The following is a 19,680-nucleotide window of genomic DNA, read 5'->3' on the forward strand; positions in this document are numbered from 1 at the left end:
TATTATGCACAGTATCATATTGCTATTGGTCTACTACTAGTTATTAGAACTTTTCTTGAAATAAATTCAACTAATTCTATATCAAAATTTAAATTTTTTACTTCAACTGAATAAGGTAATAAAACATCTGTATCAGCTTCAGAACCTTTGGAATGAACAATTCTACATCTTAATTGATATATTCTTTCAGAAACTTCAGCTACTAAATCAGTAGTCTCATTTTTTAATGATATTTTTTGCGATATTAGAGGTTTCCCTTTATTTTCAGTAAAAAATATCTTTCTATTTTCATCTGCTTCAAAAAAACTTCTTAATTCAATGTTGTTTGTACAAGCAGAAATAGTGGCTTTTAATTGTTCTCTTTCATTTCCAAAAGACTTACCATTGGAAGAACTTTTTATTGTAGATATTATTTTTGTAATATCATTATCCTTGTTAGGATTAAATCGTGGATCTTTAATTATACTTTGTATTTTTTGTTTAGCTTCATAACTTGAATAAATTGGGAAATAAAACTCAAGTGTTTGGTAAAATGCTAAATATTGAAATATCGGCATATTTGACGACTCTTTAGCATACCAATACAATGAAATTGGTTCTGTATCGTATTCGTACTTTGGTTCAGAAATAGTTGCATCTTTATCAATAAACATTAATTTTCTCTTTCTTTTTATACGAGTTTCGATATATGTTTCACGTTGACTTTGAAGGCTAATAGGAATTTCAAAAGCTAAATCAATTTGAAAAAAAATTGAGTTAGCAATTTTTTCTAATAAATCACGTGAACTGTCGTGTGTGGTTTTCTTTGAGTTAGTAATTTTAAGGGTTATTTTTTTAGAATTAAATCGTCTTAATCCTCTTTCTCTTGAACCTGTTATTAAAGAAAAGGGTTGTGAACAATATCCAAGAGAAATCTCTAAACCTTGATGATTTGGAAGCATAATGTCTAATATGTCATCATCAAATTCTTCATTTTCATTATCTTCTGGTTTATTAATTAAATTGTTTAAGCGTTCTAAAAAATTAAATCTATTTGCTTCAGGACTAGTTATTTCAGCTTCAATTAAATTATTATCTTTTGACCAAATAGCCTCGTATCCTTGTACAAATTTAAATTTTTCGAAATCACAACCTAAAGCATAATCCAAATATTTTTCTGTATAAATTAAAAGACATTCATTTTTTTCTCTTCCTGCAAAAACCTCAAATTTAATTTTAGAATATGAATCAGTGCTTTCTGATTTAAATTCTTCAAATTGAACATTTGCTAGTTTTAATTTTTCTTTTAATTTTAATATTTTATCTTTCATTTTTTATATATTGTGCATAACGTTCTTGCGCTACAAGCAGTTTGGGGCTAAATCAGCGTTATCTTTCGGATTTGCCAAATCTTCCAAATACAAACCAATTTTTCCATTAAGCCAAATCCCCAAAATGCTTGTAGCGTGTGTTAGAGGCAGTCTTTATTCTATTATTTTAAGAACTTTTGGTAACGATTCCTTATTTTCTTTATAAGAATCTTGAAAATTTCTAAAGTTTATATCAAGATAATGTTTTTCCATTCGTATTGCTTTAATTTCAGTTACACAATTCCTCGCATGTTCCAACATCGCATAAATTCTTTCATCATGTCTTAAATGACTTAACACAACAATAAGTGGTCTAAAAAAAGCTCTTTCAAGTTTATAAAGGTCGTATTTGTTATTTTCAAGATATGGTTTAATTTGAGAGTCCATTAAATCTAATATTGGTCTATATCTTGGATCATCGATAGGATCTCTTCCAAGTTCTTGCTCTAAGAAAACACTATAATTTCCAAATTCTTTCATGAAACTTTGCAAGTTTCTAGAAACGTTTGTAGTGTGATTTGTTGTATTCTGCTTATACTCTTCAAAAACTCTTTTGAAATTATCATATGTACTTTTAAGTATACTTATAAAACCATTAATCTCACTAGAATTTTCAACCGCTTCAGTAAACTTGTTTTTTTTAATTTTTTCTAAATATTCAACCAACTCACTTTTATCTAAAGTTCCGAACACTTCACAATCCAAAGTTGTCACAAGTTGTGGTCGTGGAAATGTATAATTTTCCTCATTGTTATGCTCAGTTAAAAACTCGGTTATATTTTCAATTTGCTTATCAATTGGATTTTTCAGAACTCTCAATTCTGCGAGCCATCTTTTTCCAGATTTTTTAATTTTCTTATTATCGTTTCTGTAATCAATTAGTTTATTGATACCTATACCAAGGAGTAATGTAATAATTGGAAAAATATATTTAAAATAATCAGTTTCTTGTTTTGGAGATTCAAGGTAAATTTTTGTTGTTGCAATTGAGTTTTTTTTAAATATGATAGAATCTTTAAAACTAACAACAGTGTCAATTTTTGATTGAACTTTTTTCTCAAGTTTTGTTGATTTATTAGTTGCAATTTGGCAATTTCCAAAAAGAGAGATTGTGAACATTATTACTATAAAATGTTTCTTCATTTACTGATTTGTTTTAAGATTGCTCATAACTCGTATATACTACTGACAACATCAGACTTATTACCCCAATATTGGGTAGATATGTCTGATGAAGGTCAGGGTTTATTTATTATCAAATATATAATAATAAGCCTATAAATCATCAAAAAGACTTTTAATTTGTTGAATGCTTTTTGGTACTAACATTGGTATAAATTTCGGTAGTTTTGCTATTATTATGTCTTATTAATTCCTGTAAGAGGTAAAACAAATTTCAACCTCAATCGAACAACAAACAGTAAGTTTAAATTTACAATGCATGTTGAAAAAAAATAATTGAAAAGCAAAAATAAAACAAGAACTTTATAGAAATCTACAGCCTTGTTTTAGCGGGAACTTGACTCTAACCAAGAAAATATTAATTTATTTTAAAGAAATTTTCTTCAAATCCCCTAACATGGTTCGTAAACAAGTTCAACACAAAAATTAATAATAAAAAGTGTCCATAAGGACTTCTGCATATCTTACGGTTATCCGTAATTATTTTCTTTTTCTTTAATATCTAAAATATTAGTAACTAAATATTGTCTTTTCAAACTTACGCCAAAGAACTCATTATTCTTTTAATATCTTATTTAATTTTCGTCACAAATTACGGGCATCGCCTGCGCGAGTGCCTTCAAAAATTCGCCAATAAATGCAGGATAAAAATCCTCCTTTATTGCATCACTTCTTGGAAACATAAAATTTTTGAATTAATCATTATACACTTTCAATATCTTTAAATCTTCCACAAAACGGTTCGAGAATTGTCCTGTTAGGGCTACTAAGAGAAAAGCTTCAGAGAAATCTGGAGCTTTTTTTGTTTATATTAGTTTTTATAATTAAAACATTTAGTTTGCGGGTACGAAGTCAGGAGACATTCGCACAGCGTTTCATAAGAACTCCTCGGATAGCGGGGGTATGTAATGTTATTAAAATATTAGAAATTCATTTTTTTGACTTAGCCAGAAATATTTTGTTCGAAAACGAATTCCATTTTCATCAGTATATTTAAGAGTTATCGTAAAATCTTTAGTTAATACTCCTTCATTTTGCTTTAAATAATTATCTGCTTCAATATGATTTCCCTCAACGCTTTGAGTAACTTTTATCTTAAACTCTCTCATATCATGAGATTGAACAGGTTCAATTTTACCAATTTCACCTTTGACAATTGTTTTTTCAGGAATGTTGTTATATTCTACAACGATATTATATGCGGTAAAACTTGAATTATTTCGTATTTCTAAATTATAATCCCATTCAAGATCCCAATATTGATCAATTTTATCAATCCCTAGTCTGATCACTTGTGGATTATTCTTTGTTAAACCAGTTGTCCATCTTCCATAATGTGTCTTAACATGATATAATTGCATTTTTGGACGTTTAACAAATCTCATTAATAAGCTGATAATTGAACTTCCACACAAAGTAATTATCCCAATTAAAGGTTCAATTTCATAATCCTGTCTGTACCAAACAATTGACAAGACCAATAATATGACTTGAATTATGATTGAAATAGTTTGTGCTAAAAAATTCATATTTGTATAGTTTACGTTAGATAATAAGTCTTTTTTGCAATGACATATAACTTTCTGGCAGTACCGGATTTGAGATTAAATTAAGTCCATTCTTCGGATTTGCCAAAACATTCAAATACAAAATCAATTTTCCATTAAGCAAAATGCCCAAATCCGTTGTAGTGGGTGACTTTATAAAATTAATACTCAATTCTACTTTCTCCGTCTATTGAAGCAAATACTTTATGTACTATTGAATCTTTAACTATAATGTCACCTTCGCTGTTAATCTTTCTCTCTTGTGTCATTTCCACTTCAATAGAATAGCGATTTGAAAAATGCATCTTCCCATTAAATACTTTGTTATTAAAATCATTATCTTCCATTAAAAAATTAATAATCTTTTCATTATAAAAGCCTTTCCATCTGAAATTACGCTTTATAGCAGGAGTAGCAACATCAATCTTTACTCTTTCTAATTTAAGTTTTGGTAAATCATCTGTGCGTAATATAAACATAGAAAATTGATTTTTTTGTACTGTTCTTGGTGTTCCTACAGGCTCATCATCCTGTAATCGGAGCACATCAATATATTCCACTTTTGGATAGTTTTGGAGTTTCTTATAAAGATTAGATTTGCGCCAAGAAACTTTATAATTTTTATTTACTATGTTAACTGAATCTAAAATAATTTTTTGATCTAATTCACTCTCTTCTTTTAATTGATCAAGATTTAGTTTTTTCAACTCCTTTCTTTTTATCTCATTATCTAATTTTAAGTTTTCAATTTGCAAAGTCGTTAATTCTTCATTTTCTACAGGAAATCTAGAAAGTACTCCTAAAGCAATGGCGACTATTAAACTAATTTGAGTAGAATTTTTACCTAAAAGTTTCCACTTTTCCTTAAAGCCACCCTCCTTGGTTGGTAGCGTTTCTAAATCAAGTTGTAAACCTAACGTTTCAGAGATTTCTTTAATTATATATAATATTTCTTTTTCGCATTCATTTCTAACAATAGAATTAATTGAATGACTATCATCGTCGAAATAGTAATGTAATTGTAGACCGTTTGATTTTTCTATTGACTCCATATTCTTTAGTAAAGGAAAATTCAAATGTAAGCCATTGACTGTTAAATAACAAACATTCTGTGATTAGTCTACAGTTAGCTTTCGAATAACGTTCTGGTACTACAGCGATGATTATATTTTTAATCACTCATGTCAACATATCGTTAAGTTCACGAACGAGACGCTCGCGCCAGCTGCAGAGAAAGCGGGGTTTTAGGAAATAACACGAAATATGAACTCTGTGAATTACCTCCAATCAACTTAAACAACAGTGAATGGAACAAAAAATATTTAACAATTGCTTATTCTGAAACCATAAATGGCACAGAAGTAGATGCAGAATATTTAGAATTATTCAGGAGTTTTATAGCCAAAAATAAAAATCACATTTTAACTATTGATCACCCAAAATATAACGAAGAAAAAGCCTATTTAGAATGCAGTAAAATTATTGGATTTGAAATAGGAATTAACAATCCCAAAGTGCCATTATTAGCCAGCTTTATGTATGCCTTTATTCGTCTGAAATACAGAGACCATTTGTGGGCAAAAGGAATGGCTTTAGGGCAACGTTTGACCAACATTAAATATGCAAAAGCAATTGATTATAAAGATGATTTTTCTAAAATTTATAATTCTTTTTTGACAACTTATGACGTTTGGATTACGCCTGTTTGTTCCTTTGAGGCTTATAAACATCAAAATGCAGGAAAACCATTTACTGTTAATGATAAAAAAATAGGATATACTAAAGCCATCGCTTCGTTTAATTTTACGACTGCCTTTTCAGGCCATCCAATAGTTGTTATTCCGATTGGGAAAAAGAAAAACGGAATGCCGGTAGAAATACAAATACACTCCAAAAAATGGACAGATAAAAAATTATTAGAAATCGCTCAGCATTTTGAAAAATTAACCAATGGATTTGAAAAGCCAATACTATAAAAAACACCGCTACCAACACTCGCTGGGATTTGAATCAAGTCTTATATATTAGTTTTTTACATTATTAATTTTAAGATGCTAATGCAAAAATCGCATAATAATCCTCAACAAACTGGTTAGATATTTGAATGCTTCCCGCTACTAAAAAGATACATATCCTTAAAGTACATATAAACTACTTGTTTTTACATTATAATCATAATTACGAGAGATATTACCGAGCGGCGGGAAGCATTCAAATATCTAACCAATTTATTCAAGATTACAATAGAATTTTAAGATGTGCATCTTGATATGTGATTAAAAAAAACTAATATTTGTTAATAGTAGTTTTACTGTTTTTTAAATGCAAGTAATACCAAAATCAGTATTTTGATTTGCTGATTTTTTTTCTTCAATATTGATAATTGAAAAATCATTAGCTTTGCTATAACCTGTGTACAATTCAATTTCGCTTCTAAATTTTTCAGGAAATATACTTATAAGTTTTTCGGATTTATCCCTAATTTCTTTTTGTAAAGTTTCTGTTTTTGAAATATTTTTATTCATTTCACTGAGTGTTCCTGTAGTTGGAAATTCACTTAAAGTTTTAAAGTAAAGACTGTCTAATTTGTGAATTTCATTCAATTGTGTTTTATATTTTTTTGTATCAAACCCAAACAATTGTTTTATTGATGAGGAATAACTTTCAAGTTTAGCAAGATGTATTTCAGGGCAATCAGTTGTATTTTTGGAATTAACTACTAAAAAATATTTTCCGGCTAAAACCTTTTCAATCTTATAACTTCCTTGAACATCAACTTCTGTTTCATATTTTAGTTTATTTCGAATGCTATCAAGAGAGTACAAGATTACTCTCGATCCGGCATCAGCTCTATTGCCAATAAAATTGTTGTATTTCCAATAGACGCTACCGGTTAAAATGCCATAGTCACCGTTTAAACTTTTTGTTGTAGGTTCAATGACTTTAAAATTTTTATCAAAATAAAAAGGAATAGACATTTTTACTTCCTCATTTTCAGAATTTTTGATTGAATAAAAATGAGTGATTGAGTAAATTAATATACTTTTCTTAGTATTCTTATCAACGATTTTTGAAGTATCAAGAATAGAAAATGAAATTGGTTCATAACTATCTAAATTCTTTAAGTTCTCTTTTAGATAAGATTTTGCTGCAGATTTTGCTTTGTCAGTAGGATCATTTGAGCAAGAGCTTAAACTAATAAAAAAAATGATTATGAGGAGAAAAAAAACATACTTTTTCATTTGTGAATGGTTTAAAGTTATTGATTTTCAAATCTAATCTTTTCGATTCGAACTAAAATACGGTTTTCCGTATTCTTCAATCTTTAGGAAATTTAATTGTGTATAATCTAATTTTTTGTAGCTCCACAGGTTTTCGTGTTATCCATTTTTCTATGATTTTATGTTTTAGTTTAAAACGAAAAAAGCTCCAGATTTCTCTGAAGCTTTATCTTAGTAGCCATAACAGAACAATTCTTGAACCATTTTCAAAATGATTTAAAAAAGAATAAATTTCATTCAACTTTATGGTTCAAATCCCACCGTGGTTACTTAAATCAATATAAAAGTAGAAGCGCGAAACAGTAATATCTAACATCTTGTTGAGGATTTTTACAATATTATTTTGCACGCATCTTGATTTAATTTTGTAATCAAAATGCAATAGTTTATTTTAGCGAAACAGGATACATGTTTTTATAATCATATGTAATGCATTCTTCAAGAAATCTATTTCTGCTTATTGTTTATATTTGTCTAAATCTCTAAGCTTAGAATTATAATGTTTTATTTTAATTATGTAGCTTATATTAAATAAGTTAGATATATGACTCAACAAGAAAAAAGAATAGGAGAAGATTTTAAAAATTATTTAAGAAAAGAGTTGAAAATTGAAGATTTTGATTGTCGATGCAATAAGACCCATAATTCCTTTTATATTTATTTTCCTAATGAAGACTTGGAAGGAATCGAATATGAGGCAGAAAATTTACAAATATACCTTAATGAGATAAGCTCACTAAAATTCTACGATGATTACTCAAAGGTTACTACTGATAGCATCACTCAAAAAGTAATTCAAATTTCTTCAAATAAAAATTTGAATCATTTAATATCGTTAGGTGTTTTTTGGAAAGAAACACCAGAAGGCTTCATGATTAAAATTATTGATGATCCCTTGTTAATAGGCATTGGAGCTTCAATATCTGAAAATTATGATCATTACACTCCGCCATGTTCTAGTCATCTTGCTATTGAGATTATTTACCCAGATTCAAATTCTCGTCTTTCAGATTTAAAAGAAGATGAATTAATTAAAATTTTTATGTTCGAATTATCTCATGCTCATAATATAAGTTTTGAATTTTCTACATATAAATTGAAAGAATACGATTTGGATGATGCAAAAATTGATTTTATGCAAGCTTCTGATTTTGTTTATAATATACCATTAGAAGACTATAATTATGGAATGGAATTGTTTATTAATGCAAATCAACGGTTGAGCTCAGACCTTCAGTTTATGTCTTACTACAAAATTTTTGAATATTTTGCTCCAATTCAAGCGAGAATAGAGGCATTTCAATCTATGAAGCTCAAATTATCTTCGTCTAAAGTTTATAATCATGATGCAAATTTTATCTCTTCAATTTTTGATTTAGCAAGAAATTACGACCATAGTATTAAAGATAGTGAACTTGTTAAATCTTTAATTAATAGTGCTTTTGATTTAGTAGATTTATATGATGAATTGCCTAAGTCTATACATAAAAAATTAAAACAAAATGAACTAAAATATAATTCAAAAGCAGAAACTAAGGATAAAATTATTAATGAGCTTGGAATGGCTTTATACCAGACACGAAACTCAATTGTGCATGCAAAATCAAATTATGATAGTAAAGGATATGAAGTTGATTTAAACGATCTACCGCAACTTAATAAATTTATGCATAAAGCTTGCTTTAGTATAATAAAATGGTATGTAAGTTTACCTAAGCATTTAAAAATAAACATAGATAAATAATTTTTTGACAGTATATTTTTATAGTTGATATATTTATATTAAAGAGGTATAATTTGCGTATCTATAAAAGTAGTCAAATTGAAATTACATTTTATATCTTGAATAGTTGGGAAATTCAAACCCTTTACCTACTATCGAATTGTTGAAATTATTTTACTTATTATGGTTTTCCGTAATGTAATAATGATTTTATTAATGTTATTTGTTGCTGATAATTACGGAAATCCATAAAATATAACAATCCGGATTAATTAAATTCGGTAAAAAATGATCATTATGAAAAACGTTGCTTCTTTGTTTTTATTCTTGGCATCATCATTTATTTATAGTCAAGAAATTGCAACTACTGAAAGTGGTAGAAAAGTTATTTTGAATAAGAATGGAACTTTTACTTACTCAAAAGATCCAGTTGAGACATATTTTGCTACAAGCATTATAAAAGGAGTAGTCACATATTACTTTAATAAATACCAAGGTGATAAACCTGATCTTGGAGCGACTGTCGTAGTTGTAGATTCCGCACAAGTCAAAAATTTTGATTACCAATTGTGGAAAAATTATCATTTTGCAAGTTCGTACAGAAACATTTATGAAATGACCAAGACAAGGTACGATAACTGTTCTTTCTTATACAAAAAATCAAAGGGAAGTGAAAAAGAAAAGTACAAAGCAGATATGGAAAACGCTCAGCAAGATCTTGACAAGTATAGTAAAGAGTTAGAAAAATATAATGCAGAAACTGATGAAAAATTTAAAAATATAGATAAAGAGTTGTTTCCCACTTTATTTCAATTTCAAAATGGAAAAGAGCCTTTTATAGAAACTACAATAGATAATAACGGTAATTATAGCATAAATGTGCCTGCTGGAGTTTACTATGTGTATATAAAATCAAAAAACAGAAAAGGGTATACAATAACTGACGTTTCTGGAAAAACTTATATTGATAAAGTTAAAGTAGCAAAAAATCAAAATAAGAATGTAAGCCACAATTTCACATTGTAAAAGTTTACAACTGAATAATCAAAATGTATTTAATATTCATGAAAAAAATAATTACTCTCTTACTATTAGTTAGTTCAGCATTTATATTTAGCCAAAATAGGCAGGATGATAAGTTACCAATAATTTCAAAAGAAATTAAAGGACAAATTATTTCGGCAAATGGTTGGAAAAAAAACCAGTATGGAAAATGGGTAACGGCTAAAAATAAAATTCCATACGATATTGAGCAACAATTCAAGTCATTAATTAATTTCGAGGTCTATTCTTTGGGTAATTCTGGACAAAATTTTATCTCATATCAATTAAAAGATGTAAAAATTAATGACACCACATATTCACTCCTAATTGAGAAATACCGAGATGGATTCTATAAATATGAAACTATCCAAGAAGGTTGGGTAAATTCGAATAGTTATAAATACTATGTCTTTGATAAAAATCAATTAGAAAATTTAAAAAAAATTAATGATGATTCTATTCACACATTTGAAATCCTGCTATTGCAAAATGATGAAAAACACTTCATTAATCTGAGTACCATAAGTGACAATGTAATTGCAAAAGAAATAAATTCAGTTATAAAGGATCCAACGCCATACACTAAAAAGACCTTATTTATAACAATCAGAAAGTTTAAATCTAAAAATATCATTCAATTTTTTATTTCCACATATTACTATGGTTTTTCTGAAGATATGTACTACGAAACGGATTTATTAAATTTTAATAAATTTTTAAAGTTAGAATAATACATACAGTTCATAAAGGGATTTTTAAGGTTGATTAACGTTCTGATTTCTCAGAATAATATTAATTGTGAAATAGATTTTTGTAAGAAATAGGATCTTTCAAATAACTGTTTTTAAAATAAAACTGACAAAACTTATTTTACAATAAACATATCTCAATTTTCAATTCTGTGATATTTAAAAAAAGCCTTTAAACACAATGTTTATAGGCTTTTTTGTTAATATTTTATTTGGTGTTTTTATTATAATGAAAACTCTGTGTAAATTTTTTTATACTGTCTTAACTCTTAAAACAGGTAATTCTACGTGACTCTAATCATTTCTGAATGAATAGCTTTGGTCAAGTTTACTTTTTGTTTTCTATTTATGGAAATCCGTAAATAAATTCAAAATTTAATATAGATTTTAGCTGTCTATTAATCATAAACAATAAAAAATGAAAAAATATTACCCAATACTTCTGTCTAAAGCAGGAGAATTTTCAGCTCTTTCCAAACTTAGTCAAAATATAAAAAATGAAGTTGCTCCAATTATCCAAGTTTTATCTGAGCAAATATCTAAAGTGGAAGCTTTTCATTCTCATTGGAACTTCAAAGACAATGAATTGTTGTTAGATTTTTCTTTAATTGAATCTTTTAATTCAACAACAGTTTCAAAACTTATAAAACATTTACAATCTAATAATGTTAATGTAGTTCCGGTCGTTCAAGAAAACAGTAATCAGAGATATTTAACTTTAATTGGAAACTTAATAGATAACTTAGAAATAGATAAAATCTGTATACGCTTTTCAAATGAAAGTGGAGGGTTTCTTAATATTAATACGACTATTGAAACATTAATTAATACTTTAGGAACAACTCCTTCCCAAGTATCCTTACTTTTGGATTTTGGATTTTTAAGGACAACAAATCATGCTTTAGTTGAAGCGTTTGCTATAAATTTGATCAACTCTATTGCAAATCGTGATGATTATGAAAACGTAATTATTTCTTCAGGCTCTTTCCTTGATAATTTAGGAAGTCTTAATCCTGCGGGAAGAGTTTACCGTCTCCCTAGATATGAGTGGCAGCTATGGTCGACTTTACAAATGCAATCTAAAATAAAGGGAACAATTAAATATAGCGATTATGGAACTAAACATCCAATTTACAGTGAAGCTGGTTTTCAAGGAAGCTGTAGCATTAAATATACAGTTACAAATGAGTATGTAATTTATCGAGGAGAAATATCAAGTAACCACCCTGATGGTAATGGTCAATATATAACTTTTGCAGGTCAACTAATTACAAGTGCGGATTACAGCGGAATAACATTTTCTTGGGGGGATGAAAGAATTGATTTCTTTGCGTCACAATTACTTACCGATCCAAACAGAAAAACTGGAAATGCTGGAAGTTGGGTCGAAATCTCACAAAATCACCATATAACTTTATTAACCTCTATTTTATAAGATTGTATTCTCTTCAATCCCTTTAAAGTACTTACTTTTGTAACTCCTAAACTACTATTAAAATGAAAGATCCTTGTATTCGTGAATTGCTTAAAACTACTGAACTAAAGCATTATATCGACGATAGTGATTCGAAAATTGTCGAAGAATTAAGTTTGCCTGTTGCGAAAGCTAGAATAGATGTTGCAGTTATTAATGGTTCACTACATGGTTATGAGATAAAAAGTGCTTCTGATACTCTTCAAAGATTACCTGCGCAGATTGAAGCTTATACAAAAGTTTTTGACTATCTTTCAATCGTAACAGAAGGAAAATATGGTCAAAAAATTTTAGATTTTGTGCCAGAATGGATTGGAATTTTGATTTGCGAGGAAAAAAAAGGGATTAAGTCAATTAGCGAATTACGTAAACCAATCAAAAACCAAAATAGAGAATCGATATATATAGCTAAACTTTTATGGAGAGAAGAATTAATAGAGTGCTTAGAAGAGCATCAAATAAAATTCCGGAAAAAAGATAGAAATTGGCTTTTATGTGAAGCCATGTCAGTAAATCTCGATACTGATTCTATTTCAGCAATAGTTAGGAGTAAGTTAAAAAATAGAGAAACTTGGAAATAAATATATATTAAAAATCATAAGTTTGTCAAAATAAACTAATTAAATACTGTTGTCACTTTATTACTAATCATATCTGAAATATTAACCAATGACCGAAGAACAAAAAAATAATTATATAACTCTACTTGATTCTGTTAATCAATCTGACATTCATGAAATACTTAAAAAATATAAAGAGGACAACAAGGATGATATAAAATTAACAGGAAATAAAACTTTTCTGATAAATAATCTTTTAGACGCAGTTAAAGGTGGTATCATTACCGAATTTGATGTGCAATCATTGATTAAGGATTCAGAAGAATTTGGAGATCAATATATATTCTTTTTTAAGCCAATTGATAATTTGGTAATTAATAAATATAATGATGGTATTAAAATTGCCGATTCAATTATTCATCCTTCAGTGCGGTCTAGATTTCCAAAGTTAAATCTTAAACCAACATCTTTTGAATGGGCAGATTTTCGCTATCCTTATAGAGGAATTTCAGGATCATGGCTAATAAAAATATACGACAAGAAAGTTCGTGAAATCAAAGCAGATGAAAAAATTAACAGCGCAATCCGTGAGCGTTATGTAACATATAGAACAATTGAAAGTCGATTAATATACTTGGTCGAATGGAATGATGCAAAACAACTCGAGATAAAGATTAGCCGTACTTCTTTCGATTCAACTAAAAGTTTAGAATCTTCTCTAAAATTAATCAAAAAAAATATTTATAATAATGGTAGCGGTATTGATATGCATACTGAAGTTACACCTTTGGATTTAACTTCTTGTATCAATAATATCCTAGATAATTCAGTAGTGAATAGAAAAATTTACACTTTACTAAATGTTACTTTATTAGATGCAGAATTTGGTAAGGCATCTATTAGATGTTATGATGATCAAGGAACTAGTGACTTATTATCCGATGATTCCCGAAAAAAAGCGATAGAAGCATATAAAGAAGGCGGAGGAAGAGCAGATGGCATAGCTGTTAAGTTTTTAGCGGATGGGTCAAACGGAGAACTGAAAAGTGATATAAATGTTATAATTGGAAAAGAAGCAATTAATAAGATAATAATTCCTGCAAAAATTAAACCTCAAGAATATAGATATGTCAAAAGAAAAATTGCAGAATTTAGTTAAAGAATTTCCCGAATATTCGGATGTTTTTGACGCTGTTTTAGTGTGGTTTGAAAACCATCCTAAAATAAATGCAATTTCTATGGATACATTTTACTCAAGTAACTTTGGTTTTTCAGAAAGTCATATTAGTATAGCTTTTACAATTATGAAGCAAACGAAAATCTTGAAAACTATATATCGTGTTTTAGATGAAGATGGGGCTAAAATCGGAAGAGATTTTAATACTATAGATGAAATACCAGCTACTTTGGATACCATGTCTGGACAAAAGAAGGATATAGATGATGTTTTCATTGTGCCGTATTACTCAATTAATAAATAGAGAATATTGGAAGCAAGTAAAGAAGAACTACTGACGACAATTGAATTACTAAAATATTTTTATCAAGAAATACATTCAAGAAGTAACTCACTTGATGATTTGATAAAAAAAGGTTATCTGTGGATAGAAGAAATCAAAGAAAAATACCATAGTGAAGTTATTTATTCTAGCGTAAAAGATATTCTTTTATCGGCAATTTTTAAATTCAAAGAAGGATCTGGTATGATATATAATGCCTTAATAATGAAAGGTGGGGGAATTAAAGGAGTAGCATATGTTGGGGCATTAGAAGAACTTCAAAAGCATTATACATTTAATTGGTATGCAGGAACATCAGCAGGAGCAATTACAGCAATTCTTTTAGGCGCTGGTTATACTGTTGAAGAGTTGAAAGATGTTCTTGGTACGAAAAATTTTAAGGATTTTAAAGATGCACATATATTAAAAGCTTTATACAACTTATTTACAAGAAGCGGTCTTTATGAAGCACATACATTTAATGTTTGGTTAGAAGAATTATTAGCAGTAAAGTTAGATTCTGCTGTTTCAGTCGAAATGAGAGATTTAACCTCTCGAACTACTGTATTTGCAAGCAGAAAAGATAAAAGTGTACAAGTTTTCGACTCGCATAAATTAGACTCTCAACAATCCATAGCCTCTTTTGCTGCAAGATGTAGTATGTCGATTCCATATGTATTTACACCACAAAAGATTGATGGTAGAAACGTTTTAGATGGTGGTATGAAAAACAATTTTCCAGTTGACTTAATCTTAAAAGATGAATGCAGTAGTTTTATTGGTCTCTATCTAGGTAACAAAACTTATAAGCATGAACAAAATTCAGTATTTTGGGACGCATTAAAAATTTGGACAGAATCTGATGATCCCCAAATTCTTAGAAAATACAAAGAGAAAATCATTATAATTGATCCTAGCCCTATTTCAACTTTAAAGTTTAAATTAAATGATATTGAGAAAGAATTTTTATTGGAATCTGGAAGGCTATCAGCTTTAGATTTTCTTGATAAGAATAAACATTTGAATAAAAACGATCACAATTACACAAATAGAACAAGGAATCTTGAAGCAACTAGAAAAAGACTAATTTTAGCAAAAAAAAGGACAAGAGCAATTTATTTAAGTTTGACTCTTCTGGTATTAATTGGTGGAATAATTGGGTATAATTTAATATAATTAAAATAGAGAAAGAACATCGAGCTTTCTAGGTGGGACATATTGACATTGAGTATATTCTTGAAATTCATAAAGACTTAAATCATAAAGATATACAACTTCCAATAACAAATAGATCAATGAAATTCCATTAATTTTAAAAAAAAATATCTAAGCATCTTTTTATAATTCTTCAAAATTGAAAAGCATTTTAATATTGACATTAAGTTCTTTAGCTATTCCAAATAAGGCTTCAACAGTTGTATTAGTTTGACCTCTTTCTATCAAACCTATATGGTTTTTTACTAATCCTACTCTTAATCCAAGCTCTTCTTGTGAAATAGGTTTTCCCGTATCCTTATTAATACATTTATTCCGTAACTGCGTTATTCTTTTTCCTAGCAGTATTCTTTCCGTTACGAAGCGTTCTTTTTCCATTTGATAAAATTCGCTTTTTACACAAAGAAAAAAGGCAACATATATATTGCTTTTGAAATAATATTGTTATATTTGGCAGTAATAAATTATATTTGCGATACTTCATATAAAAATATTTGAAGCATTCGCTTTGAATCTCGCGTTAGAAAACTGGTAATTTTATAGAAACGAGATGATAAGTAAGATGCTCACGCTTTATGGCGTGGGCTCACACTTATTGTTTCCGGGTATACCAGTACCTCTAACGCAGTAAGTTGAGTCCCGCGCCTTTTTTTGTGCTCCATTCTAAATTTTTCTCAACTTTTATTCTTAGCGAACTTCAGTATTTCATAGTCTCGCAATTAGCTTTTGTCCAACCAATAAACCTACGTGCGTATGAATTAAAAAAGATTAAAGCCAATATTTAATGCCTGTGCTGTCCTATTTTTTACTTTGAATTAGTCATTGTACAGTTGCAGGCTATTAAAGACTGGCAAATTAAGTCATGGTCTCAGTAAGCTTCCTAATTGAGCCTAGACAAAAAAAGGCCCTCTAACCCGTCGACAAACAAGTAATAGAGGACCAAAGCTAATAAAACTAACGTCTCATTAAACTAACCCAATATTATGAAAACTTTTTCATTAAATAAAGGGTTGGCGGCACTTTGGTATCCGTTTATTTTCGGGTTTTACCTTTTTTGCACGCCAGCCTTAGCAAGGAATCCCTTGCGGTTTTCCGTTTCACAACAACAATCTCAAGTCATGGGTACCATTACCGATGGTACAAATCCCCTTCCTGGTGTCAGCATTACAGTCAAAGGCCAAAAAAAAATAGTCTTTTCGGATTTCGATGGCAAATTTGCCATAAATGTATCTCATAACGATACCCTGATTTTTACTTACCTTGGTTTTAAGACCGTAACAATTCCCGTTGCTGATCGCAAAATAATCAATGTGCAAATGCGAGAAGATGCGACCTCCTTACAGGAAGTTAAGATCAATGCCGGTTACTACTCTGTAAAGAACAGTGAGCGTACCGGAAGCATTTCAAAAATCAGTTCAAAAGATATCGAAAAACAGCCTGTCACCAATGTGCTTGCAGCTATGCAGGGACGAATGGCAGGTGTTAATATTACTCAAAATACAGGTGTTGCAGGGGGCGGTTTCGATATACAAATCAGAGGACAGAACAGTTTACGCTCTGACGGGAACAGACCGTTATATATTATTGATGGCGTCCCTTATTCCTCAGATGCAGTAGGTTCTGATCTGACAGGGATTGTTCTCCCCGGTCCAACAAGTCCGTTAAGCAGTATCAATCCAGCAGATATTGAAAGTATTGAAGTCCTTAAAGATGCAGATGCAACCGCTATTTATGGTTCAAGGGGAGCTAACGGAGTGGTACTTATAACTACTAAAAAAGGCAAGGAAGGCAAAACAAGATTTACTGCAAATGTATCTGGTGGATTTGGATCAGTGACACGCCTTATGGAACTAATGAATACACAGCAGTACTTGCAAATGCGTAGGGAAGCTTTTTCCAATGATGTTATTCCTTATGGTCCAGCCGATTATGATGTCAATGGAACATGGGATCAAAACCGCTATACGGATTGGCAAGAAGTACTCATAGGAGGAACTTCAGAAATTAATGATGTGCAAGCTTCCATATATGGAGGTTCTTCCCAGACGCAATTTCTTATCAACGGCAATTTTCATAAGGAAACCACGGTTTTTCCCGGAAACTACAATTATCGTAAAGGAAATCTCCATGCAAATTTGAATCATGAATCTGAAAACAAAAAATTTCATATCAATTTTTCTATGGGCTACACAGCGCAGGAAAATAACCAGCCGGGAATTGATATTACCCAACAAGCTATACTTCTTCCTCCCAATGCACCCGAATTGTATGATGAGCAAGGCAATTTAAACTGGGAAAATAGCACTTGGAATAATCCTATGAGCAATTTGGAAGGGAAATATACTTCAAGATCTAATGACCTTTTTGCTAATAGCCTGCTATCTTATAATATACTACCCAATTTAATTGCTAAAGCGAGTTTCGGTTTTACCGATACCCGATTTGATGACAGTCGCACACAACCTTCCACGATGTATGATCCAGCTTATGGATTAGGCAGTGAATACTCCTCCATTTATGTCAATAATACGACCAGAAAATCATGGATTATCGAACCCCAAATTTCATGGTCAAAAAAATTTGGCAAAGGAAAAACCGAAATCCTCATTGGAAGTACATTTCAACAGCAGACAGCAAACCAATTGTTACAGGAAGCCAACGGATTCAGCAGCAACAGCTTGATTTATAATCTTTCCTCAGCCTTTCATGTATTTGATGTAGTGCATAGTGAATCAATCTATAAATATCAGGCTTTTTTCGGGAGGGTTAATTTTTCATGGAATGGCAGGTACATCTTAAACCTAACGGGGCGCAGGGACGGTTCAAGCAGGTTCGGCCCCGGAAGACAGTTTGCTACCTTCGGGGCGATTGGAAGCGCATGGCTGTTTTCAAATGAAACATTCGTAAAAGAGAATTTTAGTTTTCTAAGTTTCGGAAAATTAAGACTAAGTTATGGTACTACTGGAAATGATCAGATTGGTGACTACCAGTTTTTAAACACCTATGGTTCCTCGGGAAACAACTATGGAGGTATCAATGGTCTGGAACCGACACGTTTGTTTAATCCTAATTTTGGTTGGGAGACCAATAAAAAACTTGAAGTGGCATTTGAAACCGGTTTTTTAAAAGACCGCATTTTTATAACGGCTGGCTGGTACAGCAACCGTTCTTCGAACCAATTGGTTGGAATTCCACTACCTGCAACAACCGGATTTAATTCCATACAGGCAAATTTAGATGCTACAGTTCAAAATAGAGGGCTTGAATTTACCCTTAGAACTGTAAATTTTCAAAAAGAGTCCTTTAACTGGACAAGCAATTTTAATTTGACAATCGCCCGCAATAAACTGTTGTCTTTTCCTGATCTGAAAGGATCAACTTATGAGAACCAATATTTAATAGGCCAGCCTTTAAACATTAAGAAATTATACCACTATACGGGAATAGATCCTACGACAGGAATTTACCAATTTGAGGATTTCAATGCAGACGGTTTAATTACATCGCCACAGGATAAGCAGGCTATCCGTGATTTGAATCCAAAATATTTTGGTGGGTTTCAAAATACTATTACCTATAAAAACTGGCAATTGGACTTTCTGTTTCAGTTTGTAAATCAGCTCAACTATAGCGGATCATACGGCACAGGACTATCGGGCAGCATGACCAATCAGCCTGTGACGGTAATGGACCACTGGCAGAACCCCGGAGATACTGCAATGTATCAGCAGTACACCACAGGGGTAAATAGTGAAGCTATGGATGCATTTTACAAGTTTTATGCCAGTGATGCCATGATAACGGATGCCTCATATGTAAGGCTCAAGAATTTGTCATTGTCTTATACTATCCCTGAGCAGTGGCTTAAAGGAGTAAAATGCCGATTGGTATTTCAGGGACAGAATCTTTTCACGATCACTTCCTATAAGGGTGCTGATCCCGAATCTATATTCACGACAAGCCTTCCGCCTTTAAAGGTATTTACAACCGGGCTTCAGCTTACTTTTTAACTTAATTTAAACATTATGGAAAAGAAATCATTTTTACGATTTATAAA

General features: G+C 30.2%; 16 protein-coding genes. 10 read left to right on the forward strand and 6 right to left on the reverse strand.

Annotated elements, in window-relative coordinates:
• Positions 1 to 14 precede the first annotated feature (14 nt).
• The 4 genes from ACQKCJ_RS08780 to ACQKCJ_RS08795 form a co-directional block, all read right to left on the reverse strand.
• On the reverse strand, positions 15 to 1,310 hold the full coding sequence (locus ACQKCJ_RS08780; protein WP_427401843.1) for a hypothetical protein: 1,296 nt from the start codon (positions 1,308 to 1,310) through the stop codon (positions 15 to 17).
• Between the two features lie 153 nt (positions 1,311 to 1,463).
• Positions 1,464 to 2,492 (reverse strand): hypothetical protein, encoded by a 1,029-nt coding sequence (locus ACQKCJ_RS08785; protein ID WP_427401844.1) that lies wholly within the window; start codon positions 2,490 to 2,492, stop codon positions 1,464 to 1,466.
• A gap of 953 nt (positions 2,493 to 3,445) precedes the next feature.
• Positions 3,446 to 4,060, reverse strand: coding sequence for a hypothetical protein (locus tag ACQKCJ_RS08790; protein ID WP_427401845.1), 615 nt, complete (start codon positions 4,058 to 4,060; stop codon positions 3,446 to 3,448).
• 179 nt (positions 4,061 to 4,239) lie between these two features.
• Positions 4,240 to 5,130 (reverse strand): hypothetical protein, encoded by an 891-nt coding sequence (locus ACQKCJ_RS08795; protein ID WP_427401846.1) that lies wholly within the window; start codon positions 5,128 to 5,130, stop codon positions 4,240 to 4,242.
• A gap of 234 nt (positions 5,131 to 5,364) precedes the next feature.
• Here ACQKCJ_RS08795 and ACQKCJ_RS08800 point away from each other — a divergent pair, with 234 nt between their 5' ends.
• The gene (locus ACQKCJ_RS08800; RefSeq protein ID WP_427401904.1) at positions 5,365 to 6,054 is read left to right on the forward strand and encodes an amidase family protein; all 690 of its coding nucleotides are present in this window, start codon (positions 5,365 to 5,367) and stop codon (positions 6,052 to 6,054) included.
• A 342-nt stretch (positions 6,055 to 6,396) separates the two neighbouring features.
• On the opposite strand, the gene ACQKCJ_RS08805 is transcribed toward ACQKCJ_RS08800, so the two are convergent.
• Positions 6,397 to 7,320 carry a hypothetical protein gene (locus ACQKCJ_RS08805; RefSeq protein ID WP_427401847.1) on the reverse strand — a complete coding sequence of 308 codons (924 nt, stop codon included), beginning with the start codon at positions 7,318 to 7,320 and terminating at the stop codon, positions 6,397 to 6,399.
• 583 nt (positions 7,321 to 7,903) lie between these two features.
• Between ACQKCJ_RS08805 and ACQKCJ_RS08810 the strand changes: the two genes are divergently transcribed.
• The 8 genes from ACQKCJ_RS08810 to ACQKCJ_RS08845 all read left to right on the forward strand — a co-directional run bounded on the left by ACQKCJ_RS08810 (position 7,904) and on the right by ACQKCJ_RS08845 (position 15,584).
• Positions 7,904 to 9,103 (forward strand): hypothetical protein, encoded by a 1,200-nt coding sequence (locus tag ACQKCJ_RS08810; protein WP_427401848.1) that lies wholly within the window; start codon positions 7,904 to 7,906, stop codon positions 9,101 to 9,103.
• Positions 9,104 to 9,379: 276 nt separating this feature from the next.
• A complete protein-coding gene (locus ACQKCJ_RS08815; RefSeq protein ID WP_427401849.1) occupies positions 9,380 to 10,108 on the forward strand; it encodes a hypothetical protein in 729 nt (242 codons plus the stop codon).
• Positions 10,109 to 10,146: 38 nt separating this feature from the next.
• The gene (locus ACQKCJ_RS08820; protein WP_427401850.1) at positions 10,147 to 10,857 is read left to right on the forward strand and encodes a hypothetical protein; all 711 of its coding nucleotides are present in this window, start codon (positions 10,147 to 10,149) and stop codon (positions 10,855 to 10,857) included.
• Between the two features lie 436 nt (positions 10,858 to 11,293).
• Entirely contained in the window at positions 11,294 to 12,310 is a 1,017-nt protein-coding gene (locus ACQKCJ_RS08825) for a beta family protein (protein WP_427401851.1), read from the forward strand.
• Positions 12,311 to 12,372: 62 nt separating this feature from the next.
• Positions 12,373 to 12,930 carry a sce7726 family protein gene (locus ACQKCJ_RS08830; RefSeq protein ID WP_427401852.1) on the forward strand — a complete coding sequence of 186 codons (558 nt, stop codon included), beginning with the start codon at positions 12,373 to 12,375 and terminating at the stop codon, positions 12,928 to 12,930.
• 88 nt (positions 12,931 to 13,018) lie between these two features.
• A complete protein-coding gene (locus ACQKCJ_RS08835; protein WP_427401853.1) occupies positions 13,019 to 14,068 on the forward strand; it encodes a hypothetical protein in 1,050 nt (349 codons plus the stop codon).
• Positions 14,037 to 14,390 carry a hypothetical protein gene (locus ACQKCJ_RS08840; RefSeq protein WP_427401854.1) on the forward strand — a complete coding sequence of 118 codons (354 nt, stop codon included), beginning with the start codon at positions 14,037 to 14,039 and terminating at the stop codon, positions 14,388 to 14,390. The genes ACQKCJ_RS08835 and ACQKCJ_RS08840 overlap by 32 nt, the downstream gene beginning before the upstream one ends.
• A gap of 6 nt (positions 14,391 to 14,396) precedes the next feature.
• On the forward strand, positions 14,397 to 15,584 hold the full coding sequence (locus ACQKCJ_RS08845) for a patatin-like phospholipase family protein (RefSeq protein ID WP_427401855.1): 1,188 nt from the start codon (positions 14,397 to 14,399) through the stop codon (positions 15,582 to 15,584).
• Between the two features lie 162 nt (positions 15,585 to 15,746).
• On the opposite strand, the gene ACQKCJ_RS08850 is transcribed toward ACQKCJ_RS08845, so the two are convergent.
• Complete coding sequence (locus ACQKCJ_RS08850; RefSeq protein ID WP_163399686.1) at positions 15,747 to 16,001, reverse strand: helix-turn-helix domain-containing protein; 255 nt, start codon at positions 15,999 to 16,001, stop codon at positions 15,747 to 15,749.
• Positions 16,002 to 16,606: 605 nt separating this feature from the next.
• Between ACQKCJ_RS08850 and ACQKCJ_RS08855 the strand changes: the two genes are divergently transcribed.
• Positions 16,607 to 19,633: a SusC/RagA family TonB-linked outer membrane protein gene (locus ACQKCJ_RS08855; protein ID WP_427401856.1), complete on the forward strand. Its 3,027-nt coding sequence runs from the start codon at positions 16,607 to 16,609 to the stop codon at positions 19,631 to 19,633.
• Positions 19,634 to 19,680 lie beyond the last annotated feature (47 nt).

The organism is Flavobacterium sp. NPDC079362, assembly GCF_050267765.1.
GTDB lineage: Bacteria > Bacteroidota > Bacteroidia > Flavobacteriales > Flavobacteriaceae > Flavobacterium > Flavobacterium azizsancarii.

What these genes read in the sequence shown, in the direction of transcription:
- ACQKCJ_RS08780 (WP_427401843.1), bottom strand. Translation starts at nt 1,310, where the DNA reads ATGAAAGATAAAATATTAAAATTAAAAGAAAAATTAAAACTAGCAAAT.
- ACQKCJ_RS08785 (WP_427401844.1), bottom strand. Translation starts at nt 2,492, where the DNA reads ATGAAGAAACATTTTATAGTAATAATGTTCACAATCTCTCTTTTTGGA.
- ACQKCJ_RS08790 (WP_427401845.1), bottom strand. Translation starts at nt 4,060, where the DNA reads ATGAATTTTTTAGCACAAACTATTTCAATCATAATTCAAGTCATATTA.
- ACQKCJ_RS08795 (WP_427401846.1), bottom strand. Translation starts at nt 5,130, where the DNA reads ATGGAGTCAATAGAAAAATCAAACGGTCTACAATTACATTACTATTTC.
- ACQKCJ_RS08805 (WP_427401847.1), bottom strand. Translation starts at nt 7,320, where the DNA reads ATGAAAAAGTATGTTTTTTTTCTCCTCATAATCATTTTTTTTATTAGT.
- ACQKCJ_RS08810 (WP_427401848.1), top strand. Translation starts at nt 7,904, where the DNA reads ATGACTCAACAAGAAAAAAGAATAGGAGAAGATTTTAAAAATTATTTA.
- ACQKCJ_RS08815 (WP_427401849.1), top strand. Translation starts at nt 9,380, where the DNA reads ATGAAAAACGTTGCTTCTTTGTTTTTATTCTTGGCATCATCATTTATT.
- ACQKCJ_RS08820 (WP_427401850.1), top strand. Translation starts at nt 10,147, where the DNA reads ATGAAAAAAATAATTACTCTCTTACTATTAGTTAGTTCAGCATTTATA.
- ACQKCJ_RS08825 (WP_427401851.1), top strand. Translation starts at nt 11,294, where the DNA reads ATGAAAAAATATTACCCAATACTTCTGTCTAAAGCAGGAGAATTTTCA.
- ACQKCJ_RS08830 (WP_427401852.1), top strand. Translation starts at nt 12,373, where the DNA reads ATGAAAGATCCTTGTATTCGTGAATTGCTTAAAACTACTGAACTAAAG.
- ACQKCJ_RS08835 (WP_427401853.1), top strand. Translation starts at nt 13,019, where the DNA reads ATGACCGAAGAACAAAAAAATAATTATATAACTCTACTTGATTCTGTT.
- ACQKCJ_RS08840 (WP_427401854.1), top strand. Translation starts at nt 14,037, where the DNA reads ATGTCAAAAGAAAAATTGCAGAATTTAGTTAAAGAATTTCCCGAATAT.
- ACQKCJ_RS08850 (WP_163399686.1), bottom strand. Translation starts at nt 16,001, where the DNA reads ATGGAAAAAGAACGCTTCGTAACGGAAAGAATACTGCTAGGAAAAAGA.
- ACQKCJ_RS08855 (WP_427401856.1), top strand. Translation starts at nt 16,607, where the DNA reads ATGAAAACTTTTTCATTAAATAAAGGGTTGGCGGCACTTTGGTATCCG.